Below are 19,891 nucleotides of genomic sequence, written 5' to 3'. Positions count from 1 at the left end.
TTGCGCGTACTGCTGACCGGACACCAGGGCTACCTGGGCACCGTGATGGCCCCGGTCCTCGCGGCCGCCGGACATGAGGTCGTCGGCCTCGACGCCGGCCTGTTCGCCGACTGCGTCCTCGGCCCGGCGCCCGCGGACCCGTCGGGGCATCGTGTGGACCTGCGCGACGTCACGGCCGACCACGTGGCCGGGGTGGACGCCGTGATCCACCTGGCCGCGCTCTCCAACGACCCGCTGGGATCGCTGGCGCCGGAGCTCACCTACGACATCAACCACCACGCGTCCGTGCGGCTGGCCCGGCTGGCCCGCGACGCCGGAGTACGGCGCTTCCTGTACGCGTCGACCTGCTCGGTCTACGGCGCCGCCGGCGGCGACGACCTGGTGGGGGAGGACGCCCCGCTGCGCCCGGTGACGCCGTACGCGGAGTCCAAGGTACGGGTGGAGGACGACCTGCACGCACTGGCCGACGGCGACTTCACCCCGGTGTTCATGCGCAACGCCACCGCCTTCGGCTACTCACCCCGGCTGCGCGCCGACATCGTGCTGAACAACCTGGTGGGCCACGCGCTCCTGTCCGGCGAGGTCCTGGTGCTCTCCGACGGCACCCCCTGGCGCCCGCTGGTGCACGCCGCCGACATCGCACGGGCCTTCGCGGCCGCGCTGACCGCGCCGCGGGAAGCGGTGCACGACCGGGCGTTCAACATCGGCAGCGAGATCAACAACGTCACGGTCGCCGAGATCGCCGAGCAGGTCGCCGAGGCGGTATCCGGCTCGAAGGTGGTGATCACGGGGGAGAACGGTGCCGATCCGCGGTCCTACCGGGTGGACTTCTCCCGGTTCCGCGCCGCGATCCCCGGCTTCGACTGCGAGTGGACGGTGAAGCAGGGCGCGCTCGAACTCGCCGACGCCTACCGGAAGTTCGACCTGACCCGGGAGGACTTCGAGCGACGCTTCACCCGCCTCGCCGTGCTGCGCGCGGCGTCCGACGCCGGCACCGTCGACGACACCCTGCGGTGGCGCCGATGACCGAGGCCGGCGAAAAGATGCACGCGCTGGTGGAGCGGCTGTACCCGCTGTGCCGGAGCATCACCGGCGACGGTGTGCGCGCCACCCTGGACATCATCGGCGAGTACATCCCGTTGCAGGTGCACGAGGTGCCGACCGGGACGCAGGTGCTCGACTGGACGGTGCCGCAGGAGTGGAACATCCGGGACGCGTACATCGCAGACACGGCCGGCCGGCGGGTCGTCGACTTCGCTGCGTCCAGCCTGCACGTGCTCGGCTACAGCGTGCCGGTGTCGGCGACCATGCCGCTGGCCGAGCTGCGCGGACACCTGCACACCCTGCCGGACCACCCGGCATGGGTGCCGTACCGCACCAGCTACTACAAGCCGGACTGGGGGTTCTGCCTGGCCCAGGAGACCTTGGACGCGATGCCGGACGGCGAGTACGAGGTGTGCATCGACTCCACACTCGCGGACGGCCATCTCACCTACGCCGAGCACGTGGTCCCCGGGCAGGTCCAAGACGAGGTGATCGTCTCCTGCCACGTCTGCCACCCGTCGCTGGCCAACGACAACCTGGCCGGCATCGCGGTGGCGACGTTCCTGGCCCGGGCGCTGGCGGAGCAGACGCCGTACTACACCTACCGGTTCCTGTTCGCGCCCGGCACCATCGGGGCGATCACCTGGCTGGCCCGCAACGCGGAGCGGGTGGAGCGGGTCAAGCACGGCCTGGTGCTGGCCTGCGCCGGCGACCCGGGTCAACTGACGTACAAGCAGAGCAGGCGCGGCGACGCGGAGATCGACCGGGTGATGCGGCATGTGCTGGCCGCCTCCGAACGCCCGCACCGCGTCGCCGAGTTCACTCCGTACGGCTACGACGAGCGGCAGTTCTGCTCGCCCGGGTTTGATCTCGGCGTGGGCTCGCTCACCCGGACCCCGTACGCCGGGTACCCGGAGTACCACACCTCGGCGGACAACCTGGACTTCGTCTCCCCGGAGGCGATGGCGGACACCCTCGCAGTCTGCCGCGAGGCGTTCGCCGTCCTCGACCGCAACCAGCGGTACGTCAACCTCAGCCCCTACGGCGAACCACAGCTGGGCCGGCGCGGGTTGTACGACGCGCTCGGCGGTCGCAGCGACACCAAACAGGCCCAGATGGCCATGCTCTGGGTGCTCAACCTCTCCGACGGCGAACACAGTCTGCTGGACGTCGCCGAGCGGTCCGGGCTGCCGTTCAGCGCCGTCGCCGTCGCGGCCGACGCCCTGCGCGGCGCCGGGCTGATCAAGGCATGACGCCGATGACCACCGAGGGGGAGAATCCGCGGACAACGGCGCCACCGGCCGGATCCGCCAAGCGGGCCCTCGCCGGCCGGCTGTCCTGGGGACTGGCCGACCAGGCGGCCTCCAGCGTGAGCAACTTCGCGGTGGGCATCTACGTGGCCCGCTCGCTGGGCGTGACCGCGTTCGGCGTGTTCAGCCTCGCCTGGGTGACTTACGGCGTGGTGCTCAACGTCTCCCGCGGGCTGGCCACCGACCCGCTCGTGGTGCGCTTCAGCGGCGTGCCGGGCACGTCCTGGCGCGGGGCGGTGGGCCGGTCGACGGGTACCGCACTCGGCGTCGGTGTCGCCCTCGGCGCGGCGTGTCTGGTCGCCGGGCTCGGCCTCGGCGGCCGCATGGGGCCAGCGTTCGCCGCCCTTGGCGTCATGTTGCCGGGGCTGCTGCTCCAGGACGCCTGGCGGTTCTCGTTCTTCGCGGCGGGCGCCGGGCGGAAGGCGTTCCTCAACGACGTCGTGTGGGGTGTCGCACTTGTCCCGGCCATGGTGGTGGCGGCCCGTGTGGGCAGCGTGGCCGCTTTCGTGCTCGCCTGGGGCGCGTCCGCCACGGTGGCGGCGGGGTACGGCTACATCCAGTCCGGAATCCGGCCCCGGATGGCCGAGGCGCGCGGATGGCTTCGCGAGCAGCGCGATCTCGGCTACCGGTACCTGGTCGAGAACGTCAGCCTCAGCGGCGCGAGCCAGCTGCGGGCGTACGGGCTCGGCGTGATCGTCGGGGTCGGCGCGGTGGGTGCGGTGCGGGGCGCCGAGCTGCTGCTCGGTCCGTTCCTCGCTGTGCTGATGGGGCTGTCTCTGGTCACCGTTCCGGAGGCGGCACGGGTGCTGCGGCAGGCCCCGCAGCGGCTGGGGAAGTTCTGCCTCCTCCTTGGCGGCGGGCAGGCCGCCGCCGCGCTGCTCTGGGGCGCGTCGCTGCTGCTGATGCCGGACCGGCTCGGTGAGCTGGTGCTCGGCGACGTCTGGCACTCCGCCTCGGAGCTCATCGTGCCGATCACTCTCGGCGTCGCGGGCGCCGGCCTCGGCACCGGCGCGGCGGCCGGGCTGCGCGCGCTCGGCGCGGCCCGGCGCAGCCTGCGCTCCCAACTGTTCGCCTCCGCCTGCTATGTCAGCGGCGGGCTCGGCGGGGCGGCCGTGGCCGGCACGGTCGGCTCGGCCTGGGGCGTCGCCGCCGCGACCGTCAGCAGCTCTGCCGTGTGGTGGCTGCAGCTGCGGTCGGCCCTGCGCGAGCACCACCAAGACCCCATCCGCGAAGTGAGGACCTCATGACCGCCCAACCCAGGCTGAGCATCGGCCTGCCCGTGTACAACGGCGAGGAGTACCTGGCGGAGTCGCTCGACGCCCTGCTCGGCCAGACCTACGAGGACTTCGAGCTGGTCATATCCGACAACGCCTCGACCGACGGGACCCAGGACATCTGCCGCAAGTACGCCGCGCAGGACTCGCGCATCCGGTACCTCCGGGTGCCCCGGAACATCGGCGCCACACCGAACCACAACCATGTGTTCGCCGAGTCCCGCGGCGAGCTGTTCAAGTGGGCCTCGCACGACGACCTTTACGGCCGTGACCTGCTGCGGCGCTGCGTGGAGGCGCTGGACGAGCGGCCGGACGTGATCCTCGCACACACCGACCAGGCGGTCATCGACGGCGACGGCCAGGTGAAGGTCCCCTACGAGTACACGCTCGCGACCGACTCGCCGCACGCGCCGGAGCGCTTCCGCAGTCTGCTGTTCGAGCCGGGTGGCGACGACTTCTACGGGGTGATGCGGGCCGACGTGCTGCGCCGGGTGAAACCGATGGACAGCTACCACCACGCGGACCGCACGTTCGTCGCCGAGATCACCCTGCACGGGCCCTTCCACCAGGTGCCGGAGCTGCTGTACTTCCGCCGCGACCACCCCACCCGCGCCGAGCGGGCGAACCCTTCCAAGCGCTCCCGGTGCGTCAACCTGGACCCGCGCCGGGCAGGCCCGCTGCACCCGACGCCCCGGCTGCTCGCCGAGTACATCTGGGGCTTCGCCTCGGCGATCCGGCGGGCGCCGTTGTCCCCGGCCGACCGGCGCGCGTGCTACCGCCACCTGGCCGCGTGGATGACCAGCCGGGTCCGGCCGGGTGCCGGCGAGCGGGTCGAGGACCGCGCCCCGGTCGACCCGTCCCTGCTCACGGTCTCCGTCGACGCCCTCGTCGCCGGCCGTGAGGGGAGGCAGGCATGACGTCCGCGGACGAAACTCCGGTACGCGTCGGGGTGTTCGGCCTGCTCGGCTCCGGCAACCTCGGCAACGACGGGTCGCTCGAGGCCGTCCTCGGGTACCTTCGCGCCGAGCACCCGGAGGCGGTCGTGGACGCGCTGTGCGGCGGGCCCGAGGCCGTGACGACCCGGTTCGGGATCCCAGCGACACGGCTGCACTGGTACCGCGGGGAGTACCGGACCGCGTCGCGGGCGAGGGCGATCGCGGCGAAGGGGCTCGGCAAACTCGTCGACGTCTTCCGCACCGCCGCCTGGGTGCGCCGGCACGACGTGGTGATCGTGCCGGGCATGGGCGTCCTGGAGGCCACGCTGCCGCTGCGGCCGTGGGGCTTCCCGTACTCGCTGTTCCTGCTCTGCGCGAGCGGTCGGCTGCTGGGCACCCGGGTCGCGCTGGTCAGCGTCGGCGCCGCCGAGATCGGCAACCGGCCGACCCGGGCCCTGGTGCGCTGGTCGGCGCGGCTGGCCGCGTACCGGTCGTACCGGGACGCCCCGTCCCGCGACGCGATGCGGGCGATGGGCGTGGACACCGCGCGCGACGAGGTCTACCCGGACCTCGCCTTCTCCCTGCCGACGCTGCGGGCGAGTGCGCCCTCCGGCCAGCCGGGCCGGGTCTGCGTCGGCGTCATGGCCTTCCACGGCGGCAACGACGACCGCGCCCGGGCCGAGGAGATCCACCGGCGCTACCTCGACGGGACGACCCGGTTCGTCCGCGCGCTGGTCGAGGACGGCAGGCCGGTCCGGCTGCTCCACGGCGACCAGGTCGACGCGCCGGTGGTCGCCGCGATCCTCGACGCGGTGGACTCGCCGCTGGTCACGGCTGCCGAGGTGGCGTCGCTGGCCGACCTGATGAAGGAGACGGCGGCTGCCGACACCGTGGTGGCGACCCGGTACCACAACCTGATCTGCGCGCTGAAGGTCGGCACGCCGACGCTCGCACTCAGCTATGCGGTGAAGAGCGAAGCGCTCATGGCTCAGATGGGGCTGGGCGCGTACTGCCACCCGGCTCGCGAGGTCGACGCCGACCGGCTGCTCGAGCAGTTCCGGGCCCTGGAGAAGAGCTCGGCGGAACTGCGGCGGACCCTCGCCGAGCGGAACCTGGCCGCCGCCCGGCAACTCGAGCTCCAATTCACCGCCTTGACCACGGCCCTGTTCCCTGCGGCCGACCACGCCCACGCCCTGCGGGAGGCTCCGTGAAAGCGACCGAAGTCCCGGAGATCGTCGGTGCGTACCTGTTCGAGCCGACGCCGTACGCCGACGAGCGCGGCTTCTTCTGCCGCACCTTCGACGCCGACGTGGTCCGCTCGGTGGGCCTCGACCCGGACGCCTTCATTCAGGACAGTGTGTCGCGCTCGGTCCGGGGCGTGCTGCGCGGCCTGCACCTGCGCTCCGGCGCCGGCGAGGCCAAGCTGGTGCGGTGCTCGTACGGGAGGATCTTCGACGTCGTCGTGGACCTGCGGCCCGACTCGCCGACCTACCGCAACCGGGCCTTCTTCGACCTGTCCGGCGAGACGCAGGTGACCCTGTACATCCCGGCGGGATGCGCGCACGGCTTCCAGGCGCTGACCGAGACCGCCGACACCTCGTACCGGATCGACCGCCCGCACGATCCGGCCGAGGACGTGACGATCGCCTTCGACGACCCGGAGCTCGCCATCCCCTGGCCGCTGCCGGTCACGTCGATGTCCCAGCGGGACCGGGAGGCGCCGAGACTCGCCGAGGCCCTGAAGCAGAAAGAGAGCTGAAGTCAGCGTGGACACCGAAGAGTTCCTCCTGCCCCGGTCGCGGCTGGCGAACGAGCGGCTGCACGCCATGATCCCCGGGGGCGCGCACACCTATGCCAAGGGCGACGACCAGTACCCCGAGAACCTGGCCCCGGTCATCAGCCACGGCCACGGTGCCCACGTGTGGGACATCGACGGCAACCGCTACATCGAGTACGGGTCCGGCCTGCGGTCGGTCAGCCTCGGCCACGCCCACCCACGTGTGATCGAGGCGGTGCGGCGGGAACTCGACCGCGGCAGCAACTTCGTCCGGCCGTCCATCGTGGAGGTCGAGGCCGCGGAACGCTTCCTGGCCACGGTGCCGACCGCCGAGATGGTGAAGTTCGCGAAGAACGGCTCCGACGTCACCACCGCCGCGGTGCGCCTCGCCCGCGCCGTCACCGGGCGCCCGCGGGTGGCCATCTGCGGCGACCATCCGTTCTTCTCCGTCGACGACTGGTTCATCGGCACCACGCCGATGTCCGCGGGCATTCCGGCGGCGACCACCGAGCTCACCGTGGCGTTCCCTTACGGGGATCTGGCCGCCACGGAGGAGGTGCTGACCCGGTACCAGGACGAGGTCGCCTGCCTGATCCTCGAACCTGGCGGCCACACCGAGCCGCCGCCCGGGTACCTTGCCGGCCTGCGCGAGCTGGCCGACCGGCACGGATGCGTACTGATCTTCGATGAGATGATCACCGGCTTCCGCTGGTCCGAGGCGGGCGCTCAGGGCCTGTACGGCGTCGTGCCCGACCTCTCCACGTTCGGCAAGGCGCTGGGCAACGGGTTCGCCGTCTCCGCGCTGGCTGGGCGCCGCGATCTGATGGAGCGGGGCGGGCTGCGTCACTCCGGCGACCGGGTGTTCCTGCTGTCCACCACGCACGGTGCGGAAACGCATTCCCTGGCAGCCGCGATGGCCGTGCAGACCACCTACGTCGAGGAGGGCGTCACCGCGCGGCTGCACGCCCTCGGCGAGCGGTTGGCCGCCGGTGTTCGCGACGCGGCGGCCGGCATGGGCGTCGGCGAGCACATCGTCGTCCGGGGCCGGGCCAGCAACCTGGTCTTCGCCACCCTCGACGAGAACCGGCAGCCGTCGCAGCAGTACCGCACCCTGTTCCTGCGCCGGCTCCTCGCGGGCGGGGTGCTGGCCCCGTCGTTCGTGGTGAGCAGCGCGCTCAGCGACGCCGACATCGACCGCACCGTCGATGTGGTGGCCCAGGCGTGTGCGGTGTACCGGAAGGCACTGGACGCCGCTGACCCCACCCCTTGGCTGGCCGGGCGGCCGGTGAAGCCCGTGTTCCGCCGCTTGGCGTGACGTGACGTGACGTCAGCGATGCTCCAGCCGACCGGCGTCGGCCAACCGGTCGGCCATCCGGTCGACCAGCCACGCGGTCGCCGGAATTACCGCCAGCGCGGTGCACCAGCCGCCGAGGACGTCGGTCGGGTAGTGCGCGCCCAGGGCGACCTGCGCCCATCCCATCGCGGCGCCGGCCACGAGCGCCGCGGCGAGTACGAGTGACGTGCCGGCCGTCCTGCCGAGGCCGAACCGGCCGGTCGCGAGCAGCGCCACGATGAGGGCGAGTGAGGTGAAGAAGGCGGTGTGCCCGCTCGGATAGGACAGGTTGCCGTCGCCGTGGATGGTGCGTCCCACCAGATGCTTGAGCAGCGTCGCCGTCCCCACGGTCATGCCGACGCCGGCAACGATGAGCACCGCTGCGCGAGGACGTCGAAGCAGCAGGCAGCCCGTCACGATGGCCACGACCAGCATCGCCGATCCGGCGGGCTCCCCCAAGAAGTCCAAGGCCAGAGCGACGCGCCTCCAGGGCGGCCGCACACTGTCCGCCGTCGGCTGGATGATCCACCTGTCCACCCTGCCGGGCTCGCTGTGGCCGGCGTACAAGACCCCGAGCACGCCGACCACCAGCGCGGCGAGGGCCGCGATCGGCCCGAGCCACGCGCGCAGCGACCGGGGCAGCACCGCGGGCTCCGGCCGGCCGGTCACACGCCCACCGCGTCCGGTCGACCTGCGGTAGTGACCTTCTTGTCTGCCGTGGGCAGCGTCGGGCGTTGCGGGATTACGTCGCCGCCCTGCCGGCGCCGCGGGACCGCAACAAGACGCTGACCGCGTTGGCGGAGCCGGGGACCGCGCCCCACGACGGCGGGGCGTTGTTTCCGGACGACTCCGGTGCCCGGAATTCTGGGAACGCCACGGCTTACTGCCCGCTGCCGCCCGCCGACATGGCCGGGATCGTCAGCCCGTACGCGCTGCGCGGCTGGACCGAGCAAGATGACAAACCCGTCAAGCACGAACTGGTCTTGGCCGACTTCCAGGTCCGCTCCGGCCAGGCGATCCAACGCGAGCCCCCCGTCGTGTCCGACTCACCCTCCAGCGACCATAACCGCCCACCGAAGAACCGCTCCTGGCCTGTACGGCTCCACGGGAGCCGCCAGCCTGTGCAGCCCCGCACTCGCCAGCCTGGCCATCGCCCTGGCCAAGGGCATCGGGATCAGCCTCTACTTTGTCACCCTAACCAACAATCCGGTCGCACGAGCAGTGCCAAAACAACTCCGCAAGGAAATGCTGGAGTTAAAGCGGGCAACGAGGCCGAGCGAGCAGCCCATACCCGTTTGGACAGTCAAGGATGGTGATTGCGCTCTGAGGCTGCCTGGAGAGCCAAAGGTCTCTCCAGGCAACCGACTTGGGCAAGATCCGCGAGGCAGACCAGCGGATGAGACTTCCGGCCCCACCCCGACCTGGCTGTTCCAGGTGATTCCAGAGCCGACGTGTGGGGGCGGTTGCACGAAGAAGTCCTGCGCCGGCTCGGCGACGTCAGGGGCCCCGCCGGGCGTCCCTCCCTCACTTCAGGGGAAGCCCGGCGGGGTCGTTCGTGGTCAGCGCACGTCGTAGGCGCGGGCCACGGTCTGGGTGACGGAGTTGCCGTTCGCGTCCGTCAGTTCGGCCCGCAGCGTGACCTGCTTGCCGGAGGCGCCTGCGTGGTCCACGGTGGCGGTCCAGGTGCCATCGTGCTGCGTGACCGGGGCCTCGGTCCAGGTCGTACCGCCGTCGTACGAGTACGACAACTTGGCGGTGACCAGGGCGGCCGGGGTGTAGCCCCCGTGGCCGGTGGCGGTCAGGGTGATCTTCTGGCCGTCGGCCGCGGCGAGGGTCTTGAGGCCGTCCTCGGGGAGCCCGTAGCGGGGGAAGAGGATCGGGATGCCCTGCGAGTAGACGTTCTCGTCGAGCGCGGAGCGGAACTTCCAGACGGTCTTGACGGCGGTGGAGCGCTGCCAGACCTTGGCCGGCGCGCCGAACTTTTCAATGAACTGTTCGAGTTCGTACGTGCCTTCCTCGGCCGGGACCTCGAAGACCCCGAACGGGTAGTAGCTCGACCCGATCTGCTCGCCGTTGCGGCGCAGGCGCAGGTTGCCGATGTCACCGAACGATCCGTCCACGGCGTGGTGGCTGCCGTCGCCCCACATCGCGGTGGCGAAGCCGATCAGATTGCCCTGGCGTTCGGCGGCGAGCATGGGCTTGCCGGCGGCGTCGATCGGGGCGCGCGGGGCGATCACTCCGTCGTACCACTGCTCGGTGCGCTGTTCCCCCGCCTGGTACGCCCGCGGCCGGCCGGCCATGAGCTCGCCCCAGGGGAAGCTGCTGGAGACGAAGCGGTCCCAGGAGGTGTCGCCGGGCGTGAAGAGCTCGGTCCGGGCGCCGGGCGCCGCGGCGGTGTCGAGGGGGAAGAACACCCGTGCGCCGTTCGGCCTTTGTGCGCCGACGACGTCGATGAAGTCGGCGGCGACGCCCATCGCGTGGTACGTCGACTCGCTCCGGCCGAGCCGGTCGTCATCGACCCGGTACGTACGGTCCTCGTCCACCTCACCGCGCTGCGGGAAGGCGAGGTTGTACACGTACGGGCTCTTCGCGGTGGCCTTCCAGCGCAGGGTGACCTCGCCGCCGGCCAGCCGGTCCAGCAGCGCGGTCGCCTCGGTGGACTCGACGGCGAGCACGGGGAGATCGCCGCCGTTGATGCCGGTCACCGGCAGCCAGCGTCCGGGGGCGGAGTGGTAGGTGATGACGGCCTTGGCGCCCGCGCCCTTGGCGTTGCGGGCCAGCGGGGCGACGTACGTCTGGTTGTCGGCGATCCTCACCAGGGCGATCTTCCCCTGTACCCCGGCGGCCGCGAGTTCCTCGGGCGTGCCGGTCTTCGCGTCGACGAGCGGGGCCTCGCCCGTGCCGTCGAGGTTGACCGAGCCAGTGGAGGCGGTGACCGGGTGGAGGGTCTCGCCGCCGACGACGGCGAGCTCGGAGATCAGCGGGGCGGCGGCGCGCCAGTAGCTGCTGAACTCGAAGTCGCCGTCGGTGGCCTCGCCCTCGACGGAGGCGTAGTAGCCGCGGACCGTACGGCCACCGGAGAGGGCTCCGGCGTGCTGCCAGGTGTCGTCCCAGGAGCGAGCGAAGGCCAGGGTGCCGGAGCGCACTTCGGTGGGCCGCTCGGTCCGGATCTGCAGTCGGTGGGCGTCGCGGACGTCCAGGACGACGGTGGTGTCCTTCTTCAGCTCCAGCTGCGGACGGCCCAGGTAGGCGATGGAGTCTGCGAGCTTCGCGCCCTCGCCCGCGTCGGGGGTGACGACGAAACTGGACAGCAGGTAGCTGCCGGCGCGCAGCCGGTACTCCTGGTCCGTGGCGCCCTGGTTGTAGCGGCGCTCGCCGGCGGCGGTGTCGGTGCTGACGACGTCGAGCGAGGAGGCGCCCGTGGCCGGCTTGCCGAGGCGGTCGACGGTCTTGACCCGCAGGGTGACGGTCTCCGGCTGCACGTACAGGGAGAAGGGCGTGGAGGCGTTGACGCCGTTGGCGGTGGCCAGCACCCGGCCGGTGATGTCGCCGTACTGGCCGGGCTCCAGGTGCGCGGCCGGGTCGAGGTTCAGCGGGACCCTGACGGTGGCTCCGGCCGGGACGGTGACGCTGTCCTTGCCGAGCCTGGCGATCGGCGAGCGGACGTCGGTGCCGTCGTTGCCGGTGACGCGCTGGACGGCGAGGTCCAGCTCCACGGGCCGGTCGGTGGTGTTGGTGTAGGGCACCTCGACGGTGGTGCGGTCTCCGCTGCTCTGCGGCCAGTCGAAGGCGCCGCCCTGGACGGCCGGGGCGCCGAGGACCGTGGCGTCGATCGCCGCCTTGACGTCGAGGCGACCGCCGCCGGTCTCGCGGACGTCGCCGGGTATGGAGGTCTTCGCGGAGGAGACGAGCGCGGCCTTGATCTGCTGCGCGCTCCAGTCGGGGTGGCGCTGCTTGACGACGGCGGCGGCGCCCGCGACGTGCGGGGTGGCCATGGACGTACCGGACATGGAGCGGTACGCATAGATGCCGCGCCCGCCCGCCGCGGCGGCCGAGATGCCGACACCGGGGGCAGCGATCTCGGGCTTGAGCGTGTGCGAGATACGGGCCGGGCCGCGGCTGGAGAAGTACGCCGTGGAGTCGTCGCGGTCGACGGCGCCGACGGTGAGCACGCTGGGGGCGCAGCCCGGGGAGGAGACGGAGTTGAGCCGCCCGGAGTTGCCCGCGGCGATGACGAACAACGTCTTGTTGGACCGGGCGAGTTGCTCGGCTGCGGTGCTCATCGGGTCGGTGCAGTCGGTGGGGGCGGGGTTGCCGAGGCTCATGGAGACGACGTCGGCCTTGTTGTCGATGGCCCACTGCATGCGGCGATGATCCACGAAGTGGCCCCGGAGCCCCGGTCGTTGAGGACCTTGCCGTTGAGCAGCTCGGTGCCCGGCGCGACGCCCTTCTTCTTTCCGCCGCTCGCCGCGCCCGTGCCGCCCACCGTGGAGATGGTGTGGGTGCCGTGGCCCTGCAGGTCGCCGTCGGTGGAGGAGTCGGTGAAGTTCTTGGATGCGGCGATCCGGCCCTTCAGGTCGGGGTGTTCGGCGTCCGCGCCGGTGTCCAGGACCGCGACCCTGGTGCCCTTGCCGTCATAGCCGGCAGCCCAGGCCAGGTCGGCGCCGATCTGGGCGGTGGACTTCTCGAGGGTGGCCTCGACCTTGCGGTCCAGCCAGAGCTTCTTGAGGCCGGAGCCGGAGCGCGAGCGGCGGGAGGTGATGTCCGCCCAGAAGTCGGCGCCCCGCTTCTTGTCGGCCTTCAGCGCCACACCGTCGGCCGCCTTCAGCACCGGGCCGCGTGCGGCGCCGCGCGGGGTGACGGGCACGGTGCGGGCGACGTCGACGGAGGCGTCGTAGACGGCGATCAGGGGGACGGCGTCGGTGTGCGCGTCGTCGTATCCCTGCCGGATCAGGCCGGTGACGTTGAAGAGCTCCTCGTCGGCCCTGCCGGCGGCGAGGGCCTCGGCAGCGCCCTCGGGGTAGGCGTAGAGGTCCTGGCCCGTCTGACGGGTCTCCAGCAGCGGCACACTGCCGTCCTCGCGCGGCAGCGCGGTCGCGGCGCTGCGCCCTGAACGGTCGGTGCTCACCAGGACCTTGTCGCCGGTGACGAGGGTGACCGTGACGGGCTTGTCCGTCTGCCGTGCCACGGCCGTCTTGCTTCCGACGAGTGGTCTGCTGCCAGTGGCGTCGTCCTGCGGCCTGGCGGCCACGGACGGCGCGACCGCGGTGACGGCCAGGACGGCGGCGGTTGCCACCCCCAGGGCCGTACGCGATATCGGGCGCATCGCTCTCCCTTGCTTGTCATTGCTGCGGTGGCGACACCCTGGCAAAGGAGCGGGCGGTGAGGGAATGATGTTGTGCGGCGGGAATATGCCGTGGCCGTTTCCCGCCACGGACGCCGTGGAAGCTTCGCTTCCGGGATGGAGGCAGGGGTGCTGAGAGCAATAGGTCTCGACGAGACGCAGGAATCGGCGTACCGCGTCCTGGTCATGCTCGGCGCCGCCGATGTCCCCGATCTCGCACACCGGCTCTCGCTCACCGAGACCGCCACGGCAGGTGCGCTACGACGGCTCGAGCAGCAGGGCCTCGCTGCCCAGTCCTCGGCCCGTGCGGGACGGTGGGTGGCGGCCCCGCCCGGCGTCGCCCTGGGGGCGCTGCTCACTCAGCAGCGGCATGAGCTGGAGCAGGCCGAACTGGCCGCGGCGCTGCTGGCGGATGAGTACCGCGCCGAGGCAGCGGAGCCTGCGGTACACGACCTGGTCGAGGTGGTGACGGGCGCGAGCGCCGTCTCGCACCGCTTCCTCCAGCTCCAGCTGGGCGCGACCCAGGAGATCTGCGTCCTGGTCACCGGCAAACCGGTCGCCGTCACTCCCGTGGACAACGCGGCCGAGGAGCGGGCCGTGAACCGCGGGGTCGCCTACCGGGTGGTGCTCGAGCGCGAGGCGCTGTCGCTGCCCGGCCAGCTCACCGAGCTGGCCGCGGGGCTGGGACGCCGTGAACAGGTCCGGGTGGTCGAACAGGTGCCGACCAAACTGGTCGTGGCAGACCGCACCCTGGCGATGGTGCCGCTCAGCGCGCGGGGCGCTGAGCCCGCGGCCCTGGTGGTCCATGCGAGCGGGCTGCTGGAGTCGCTGATGGGCCTGTTCGAGGAGGTGTGGCGAGACGCGCTGGCGCTGCGGCTCGGCGGGCGCGGAGAGGTCATCGAGGAGGAGCCGGCGGGACCTGGCGCCACCGATCTTCAGATCCTCTCCCTGCTGCTGGCCGGTATGACCGACGCGAGCGTCGCCAAACAGCTGGAGTTGGGGCTGCGTACCGTACAACGGCGGGTGAAGGGGCTGATGGCGCTGGCGGGGGTCACGAGCAGACTACAACTCGGCTGGAATGCGTACGAACTGGGCTGGGTCGCCGGCGGCCCGGCGGGGCCCCTATCGTCCTAGCTACTTGCTCCTGAAAAAGGCTTCGGGCGGTGATGGGGCCCTGCTGTGGGATGGCGGTGTGTTGTCAGCTTGTCGATGGTCCGTGCCTTACCGGGTGAGAACGCTCATTCGCTGGAGGTTGTAGGCGAAGATCCCCAGTCCGGCCCAGGCCTGGGCGCCGGCCAGGCGACGCAGGCGGGTGCGACGGAAGCCGAAGCTGCGCTTGAGGTGACTGATACGGGCCTCGACGCCGACTCTCCAGTTACGCATCCGCCGGAATGGGCGACTTTGCTCGTACTCACGCCGTGTCTTTCCAGGTTTTCCGGCGCGTTGCAGGCCGATCCGCTGGACACCGAGTTCAGCCAAGGCGAGATCGTTGGCCGCGGTGCCGAAGCCGCGGTCGGCCACAACTGTGCCGGGGGGCGGCCGGTCAGTGACACGGTGCGCTCCACCGAAGGAACCAGTTGCGGCGCATCGGCCGGATTCCCTCGCTGGACCTGGTGGTCGACGATGAAGCCGCGTTGGTCCTCGGCCACGAGCGTGGTGTAGCCGAACTGGGTGGGGTGCTGGGGCTTGCCCTTGCGAATCGGCCGGGCGTCGGGGTCGGCCAACGAGACCAGCCACTCGGGGATGGTGCGGATGCCCGCCAGCCGCAAAGCGGTCTGCTCCAGCAGTCGGCGGGTGCCCGCCGCGGTCGCGGCCAGCTCGCCCACCAGGTGCGCAAGTCGTCCCGAAGGCCGCTTGCCCAGCGTGCGCCGGGCATTGCGCTCCACCGCCGCCACGTCCCGCAATGTCGCGCGGGCCACGGCGGCGATTTCACCGGTGAGCCGGTCGATCTCGCCCAGCGCCTGGCCGGTGCGCCGCCGCAGCGTGCGCGAGATTTCCTCCAAATGGCGCCCCACTGACCGGCTGAAATCACGGAAGCGGGTGCGCTTGGCCGCCTCCGACGCCTTGATCCGCCCAACCAGCCGCCCCAGCTTGCGTACCCCGTGTTCGAGCAGGTCGGCGTCCGTGGGATGGTCGATGTCGGCTTCCATCACGGTGGTGTCGATGCGCAGCTTGCGGCACCGCAGCAGCTTGTCCTCGACCAGCTTGCCCAACAGGGCGGCGTTCAGCTCTTTCACCGTCTGCGCTCCGCTGCGGCGCACCAGCTTGATCAACGTGGTCGGGTGCGGCACGGGGGAGGCCGGCGGGATGCGGCAGAACCGGCGCCGGCTCAACGAGTCCGCGACCTCACGGCACAGGGTCTCGTAACCCAGCTGGTAGCGGTGCATGAGATACAGCAGGCGCAGCAGCGTCTCCACCGGTACCGACGGCCGCCCCAGCCGCTCGGTGAACCTCGCCCGCCACGGAGCGATGAATCGCTCGTCGTCCAAGAACGCATCGACCCGAGCCAGCTCGGCGGGTAACTGCCGCGCATGTTCCGGCAGCACCTCCCACCAGGCATCCTGCACTCCCGCGACACGCAACACCGCCCCACCCCCGGCCGCAACGACCCGCCTCTACTGTCGCGGCCATGGCCCGGCCCTCACCAGCTCTCCCCAGAGGACAACCCAGAGGCAGTCCCGGACTTCTTCAGGGGCGACTCCGACAGAAGCACCCATGCTCTACCGGCAGTTGGGAGACGACGGACGTTCAGCCGAACGTGTCAACCATGTCCAGAGCACAAACGGTCAAGCATCTCCTGAGACCTCACATCGAGAGCTGAGCTGGTGAAGTCGGCCCGGGGCGCGGTGCCGGTCTTTCGACCGGTACATTTCCCCGGAGCCGCTTCCCGAACCGGGCATGTGACTTGGCGCCGCACCTGGCTCTCCACAAGCCCCGAGGGCTTCGTGGTAGTTGTCCTCATCCCGTAGCGCGAGCTCTTCGTATGGTTAGCTCATGCCAGGGGCGTCGGATGTGGCTCTCAGGCCGCGGCGACGAGACGGTTCCAGTCGGTGGCTGAGGGCCAGGCTCTGGGGCCGAGGCGGCCACGAAGTCGCAGGAGGTCGGCGGCCATTCCCTCTGCGCACCGAAGGCCCTCTGGACGGCACTTGGGGTCTGCCTCGGCGATATACACGTGGGCGAAGACCCGCTGGCGTTCCGGGTGGGACAGGTGCTCCCGCAGGCGGTGGGCTACCCCTCCATCGCGCCATGCCTTGCCGAGCCAGCGGAGTCGGCCGTCAGCGTCTACGGCCAGATAGAGGCACACCAGCACGTTGCTGAGCGCGTCTAGAGTGGCGTACCGCGCGGGGAGACCAAGGTCCATCTTGCGGGGCCAGTCTCCCCTGGTCAGCGGTCCCAGGCTGGTACGGGCATACATCAGGGCGCGGTCGTCGATGGTGGGGCCGGCGAGCGGCTCGGGGCAGCAGTCGCGCTTCACAGGTCGATCACCGTCTTCATGGTCTCCGTCAGCGGATTGGACAGCCCTTCCGTGATCGCGAGGATGGTCCTGATGTCCTGGAGGTGGATCATCACAATCTCTGGCTCTGCAGGTTCCACTCCGGCCAGGGTCCGGGCACGTCCTGCGTCTTCCGCCAGAGACTTGAGTGACGCTGCCTGTTCGCCAGCGGCCTCGAAGGCGGCGTGAGTCGCCCTTACCTGGTCGATCAACTCCAGGCGGAGCCGAGCCGTCCTGGCACTCTGGCTCTCATACTGGTCGCGTGTGTAGGCCGGCGGCTCAAGGTCATCCTCCTGTTGCTTGGGATCCTCCTCCAGTGGCGACTGGTCGGACTCAATCCCCTCATCTTGGCCGTTCGTGTTCTCCCTGGGGAGATTGGGGAAGAGGTCGTCGAACCACTCCTTATCGGCCAGAACGCCAAGCCGGGGCATCCCATTGGCATCGGGGGCGGAGAAGGTGCCAGCGGGGCAGCCAGGGAATCCCTCGGTGGCGTCCGGGGCGTGGAGGACGGAGCGTGCGAAGGACAGGAGCAGCTGGCGGGTGACGTGGGGATGGTCGGGCTTGTCGTAGGCACGGGTGAGCGCAGCGATGGCGTTGGAGGGTGTGCGACGCACACCCTTACGGTTGCTGCGATTTCGGAGCCCTGGCCAGCAGTGATGAACGGTTCGGGAGCGTTAATCATGCCGGCGAGCAGATTGCCACGGTGGACGAACTGCTGGGCGACGGCCGTGGCCCAGACCTCGGTGCGCCGCCTGACTTTCTGACCCGAGGTACCGTTACCAGTACACCAGGGGGCCTCCATGAGCGCTTTCCTGACAACGGGCCAGTAGCGGCCTGTGCGCCGGTGAGTCCCGGACCGCTGGCCGGCGGGCCGGGGCGGGACCAGGGGGAACATCATTGCTGTGATGCACCGGATCGCCGCGTCGCGCAGGGCATGCGGGGTGACCGGCTCGGTTGCAGGCAGCAGCACAGCGAGAGGCTCGAGGGGGCCGGAACCCAGGAGCGCGTCAGCAATTGACCCTGTGTCCAGGACGGCGTCGGGCGCGCTGCCATCCTGGACAGCCTGGTTCAGGACGAGGTTGGCGAGCAGGCCGTCGTCCTGATACGCCTTGACGATGCTGGACCACAGCGCGAGGCTGCGCTCCGTGTCAACGAAAGCCAGCTGGCCACGCAGGTGGTCATGGACGTTCAGTTCACGCAGGGAGGCCTCGAGGCGCTCGGGGACCGCAGCGCCAACGACCACACGCACCGGGACCTGGGCGATCTTCTTGGCGCGTTCGGCGGTCTCATCCGCGTCGCGGTCCGGATTGGCGTACCGAGTGTTCAGCCGAGTGCTCAAGCGCCGCAGGATCGCGCTGTGCCCGCGCAGGATGAGAGCGGGGTCCTCCTTCTCTCCCTCGATGAGCAGCAGCGGCTGCGGCACACCCATGATGATCTGGTGGGCCTGCAGCCCGTAGATCTCCAGGCTGCAGTCGGCGCGGTTGTTACCGGTGACCCGCACTGGACGCCAGGCCTCGATGGCCTCACCGTCCAGGCCCGTCATCCGGAATAGCTGCAGGACGACGGTGGCGCGGTCGCGCTGTCCCTCCTGCACGAGGGACTCCTCCAGGTCGTACGGGCGCAGCTGTCCTCGCTTGCGAAGCATGGCCGTGGCGTACTGCTGAACGGAAGCCGCGACCTCGACAGGCAGCAACTCGGTGGTCAGCGCCGCAGTAGGGCGGCCGTCCTCGCGGTGCGTTTCGATACGGGGCAGCGGGCGGCGGCCGTTGAGCGCAGCCTCGGCCCTCTCGTGCTGCTCCACCGCCTGCTTGTGGCGCTCCTCGGCATCTTTGAGCGCGGTCTGGGCGGCCTCCTTTTCCACCTGCGTCGCGGCGGCCCCGGTCTTGCGCACGGCCGCCTTGACGCGCCTCAGCGCCGCCTCCGCGCGAGCCAGGCTGATCTCGGCGGCTACCAGCTTCGGCTGCAGCTCGACGGCCTCCGGAGTGGAGCGTACCCAGCTGGTGCGAGTGCGGTCGTTAAGCCACCACGGCACGGAGCCGGCTCCGTGCAGATCAACGTTGAGACAGAGCATGGTCTGCGGTGTGTCACGCCCCTCGACGTGGTAGGCGGACTGGCGCAGCACCCGGCGTCCGGAGCGCTGCGTCTCCACGATGCGCTTGGCCTAGCCAACTCCGAGGGCCGGTGCGAGGCCATGCTTCACGGCAGCCTCGGGCAACGGAACGAGACCTTCGTCTTCGCAGGTGTTGACGATTGCCTCGAAGAGCTTCTCCGACCAATCGATGCTGGTCGGATAGGGGTAGGGGCCCTGAGGGCCGTTGCGGGGTGCCACGACGCACCACCTCTCCCCCCGGCTGGATCGCCGGGCACGGCACGCACCCGGGATCACGCAGCCACCCGTTCCAGGGGTGGGCGCGAGGCCGCCGAAACCTCAGGGGCCCCTGTGGGGGCCTCCATCGGCTCGACCGTCTGCCCGGCAGAACCGCCTGCCAGGCACTCACCGCGCAGAAAGTTGTCCCTGTGCGGGAACGGTGTGCGCACTGGAGTGACTTCATCCCTCCGCCGACGGCGGCACGGGGGCAAGACGGCCCAGAAGGCCACAGACGTGCGGATGAACCGTAATCGACCCTGCTGAATGGTTGTCAAGTCACTTGGTTCAAAGGGCAGTCAAAGATAAAATGCGCCGCTCGCCGAGGCGCCTGACCGCATGCACGTATCGATGGGCATGCCATTGTCGCCCCGCTCGCTCGTGCTCATCTTGTGGTGAGGCTTCCCTGTCTCCTTGCAGCCGCAGGGCTGACCGATGACGTGCGGGACCTTGCAGGTGCACCGGACCAGGCCAGGCAGCGGGTACTTCAGCGCGGCGGCGCCCTCCGAACTCCGCCTTGTACTCCTCTGACCACGTGGCCAGCAGGGCCCGGAGCTGGCCACTCTGCTCGGGCTCGACAGACAACCGTCGCTTTGATCACGCCCTTGTGCTCCTTGCGGCCCGCGATCCGGGCGGACACACCGACAGGGTCAGCAGACGTCGTCTTGCGAACGCCAGGAGCGTGCCATACGAGTCATGATTCGCCATCCACAGAGGCAGAGAAAGGCGCTAGCCGTAATTGCTGCCGCCGTGACCGAAAGGTACAGAGCACCTGAGACAGGGTTTCCGTAGCCCGCAGTTATCGGGGATGTTAGCCATGAGGAAGCTAGCGCGCCTCCTAGGGAAGCCAGGACGGATGGCACGAACATTGACCAGAATGCTATAGAAGCATAAATCCTTACATTTCCCGTCAGGATAATTATTGGCGCAACCTCGCGCCCGAATCGCAAGAACTCACCGAGGAAACTAATCCCGACAGCGAATAGGGTGAACACCATACCGATGATGCCGAGAAG

Annotated in this window: 12 protein-coding genes and 2 pseudogenes; 8 read left to right on the top strand and 6 right to left on the bottom strand. The window is 70.4% G+C overall.

What is annotated here, in order from left to right; genetic code table 11:
* The 7 genes from ACZ4RZ_RS43325 to ACZ4RZ_RS43295 are packed head-to-tail and all read left to right on the top strand — an operon-like array spanning position 1 to position 7,655.
* Entirely contained in the window at positions 1–1,026 is a 1,026-nt protein-coding gene (locus ACZ4RZ_RS43325; protein ID WP_467753060.1) for an NAD-dependent epimerase/dehydratase family protein, read from the top strand.
* Positions 1,014–2,297: a DUF4910 domain-containing protein gene (locus tag ACZ4RZ_RS43320; RefSeq protein WP_467753059.1), complete on the top strand. Its 1,284-nt coding sequence runs from the start codon at positions 1,014–1,016 to the stop codon at positions 2,295–2,297. Before ACZ4RZ_RS43325 ends, ACZ4RZ_RS43320 begins: the two co-directional genes overlap by 13 nt.
* A complete protein-coding gene (locus ACZ4RZ_RS43315) occupies positions 2,294–3,601 on the top strand; it encodes a hypothetical protein (protein ID WP_467753058.1) in 1,308 nt (435 codons plus the stop codon). The genes ACZ4RZ_RS43320 and ACZ4RZ_RS43315 overlap by 4 nt, the downstream gene beginning before the upstream one ends.
* Complete coding sequence (locus ACZ4RZ_RS43310; protein WP_467753057.1) at positions 3,598–4,545, top strand: glycosyltransferase family 2 protein; 948 nt, start codon at positions 3,598–3,600, stop codon at positions 4,543–4,545. Before ACZ4RZ_RS43315 ends, ACZ4RZ_RS43310 begins: the two co-directional genes overlap by 4 nt.
* On the top strand, positions 4,542–5,774 hold the full coding sequence (locus tag ACZ4RZ_RS43305) for a polysaccharide pyruvyl transferase family protein (protein ID WP_467753056.1): 1,233 nt from the start codon (positions 4,542–4,544) through the stop codon (positions 5,772–5,774). The genes ACZ4RZ_RS43310 and ACZ4RZ_RS43305 overlap by 4 nt, the downstream gene beginning before the upstream one ends.
* Positions 5,771–6,322: a dTDP-4-dehydrorhamnose 3,5-epimerase family protein gene (locus ACZ4RZ_RS43300; protein WP_467753055.1), complete on the top strand. Its 552-nt coding sequence runs from the start codon at positions 5,771–5,773 to the stop codon at positions 6,320–6,322. Before ACZ4RZ_RS43305 ends, ACZ4RZ_RS43300 begins: the two co-directional genes overlap by 4 nt.
* A gap of 7 nt (positions 6,323–6,329) precedes the next feature.
* The gene (locus tag ACZ4RZ_RS43295; protein ID WP_467753054.1) at positions 6,330–7,655 is read left to right on the top strand and encodes a glutamate-1-semialdehyde 2,1-aminomutase; all 1,326 of its coding nucleotides are present in this window, start codon (positions 6,330–6,332) and stop codon (positions 7,653–7,655) included.
* A 12-nt stretch (positions 7,656–7,667) separates the two neighbouring features.
* Here ACZ4RZ_RS43295 and ACZ4RZ_RS43290 read toward each other — a convergent pair whose 3' ends face one another.
* Both ACZ4RZ_RS43290 and ACZ4RZ_RS43285 read right to left on the bottom strand, forming a co-directional pair.
* On the bottom strand, positions 7,668–8,342 hold the full coding sequence (locus ACZ4RZ_RS43290; protein WP_467753053.1) for a phosphatase PAP2 family protein: 675 nt from the start codon (positions 8,340–8,342) through the stop codon (positions 7,668–7,670).
* 890 nt (positions 8,343–9,232) lie between these two features.
* Positions 9,233–12,999, bottom strand: a pseudogene (locus tag ACZ4RZ_RS43285) (S8 family serine peptidase).
* Between the two features lie 147 nt (positions 13,000–13,146).
* On the opposite strand from ACZ4RZ_RS43285, the gene ACZ4RZ_RS43280 reads away from it, so the two are divergent.
* Complete coding sequence (locus ACZ4RZ_RS43280) at positions 13,147–14,151, top strand: helix-turn-helix domain-containing protein (RefSeq protein ID WP_467753052.1); 1,005 nt, start codon at positions 13,147–13,149, stop codon at positions 14,149–14,151.
* Between the two features lie 87 nt (positions 14,152–14,238).
* On the opposite strand, the pseudogene ACZ4RZ_RS43275 reads toward ACZ4RZ_RS43280, so the two are convergent.
* The 4 genes and pseudogenes from ACZ4RZ_RS43275 to ACZ4RZ_RS43260 form a co-directional block, all read right to left on the bottom strand.
* Positions 14,239–15,602 (bottom strand): annotated as a pseudogene (locus ACZ4RZ_RS43275) (ISNCY family transposase).
* A gap of 434 nt (positions 15,603–16,036) precedes the next feature.
* A complete protein-coding gene (locus ACZ4RZ_RS43270; RefSeq protein ID WP_467753051.1) occupies positions 16,037–16,492 on the bottom strand; it encodes a hypothetical protein in 456 nt (151 codons plus the stop codon).
* A complete protein-coding gene (locus ACZ4RZ_RS43265) occupies positions 16,489–16,611 on the bottom strand; it encodes a hypothetical protein (RefSeq protein ID WP_467753050.1) in 123 nt (40 codons plus the stop codon). The genes ACZ4RZ_RS43270 and ACZ4RZ_RS43265 overlap by 4 nt, the downstream gene beginning before the upstream one ends.
* Positions 16,612–16,718: 107 nt before the next feature.
* Complete coding sequence (locus ACZ4RZ_RS43260) at positions 16,719–18,659, bottom strand: cell envelope integrity protein TolA (RefSeq protein WP_467753049.1); 1,941 nt, start codon at positions 18,657–18,659, stop codon at positions 16,719–16,721.
* Positions 18,660–19,891: the final 1,232 nt, after the last annotated feature.

Source organism: Streptomyces sp. NPDC027189 (assembly GCF_055566975.1).
Note: the sequence above shows the minus strand (reverse complement) of the source record. Positions and strands in the feature narration are given on the sequence as shown.

Excerpts from the sequence above, each read along its gene's own strand:
- ACZ4RZ_RS43315 (WP_467753058.1), top strand. The coding sequence starts at position 2,294 with ATGACGCCGATGACCACCGAGGGGGAGAATCCGCGGACAACGGCGCCA.
- ACZ4RZ_RS43310 (WP_467753057.1), top strand. The coding sequence starts at position 3,598 with ATGACCGCCCAACCCAGGCTGAGCATCGGCCTGCCCGTGTACAACGGC.
- ACZ4RZ_RS43305 (WP_467753056.1), top strand. The coding sequence starts at position 4,542 with ATGACGTCCGCGGACGAAACTCCGGTACGCGTCGGGGTGTTCGGCCTG.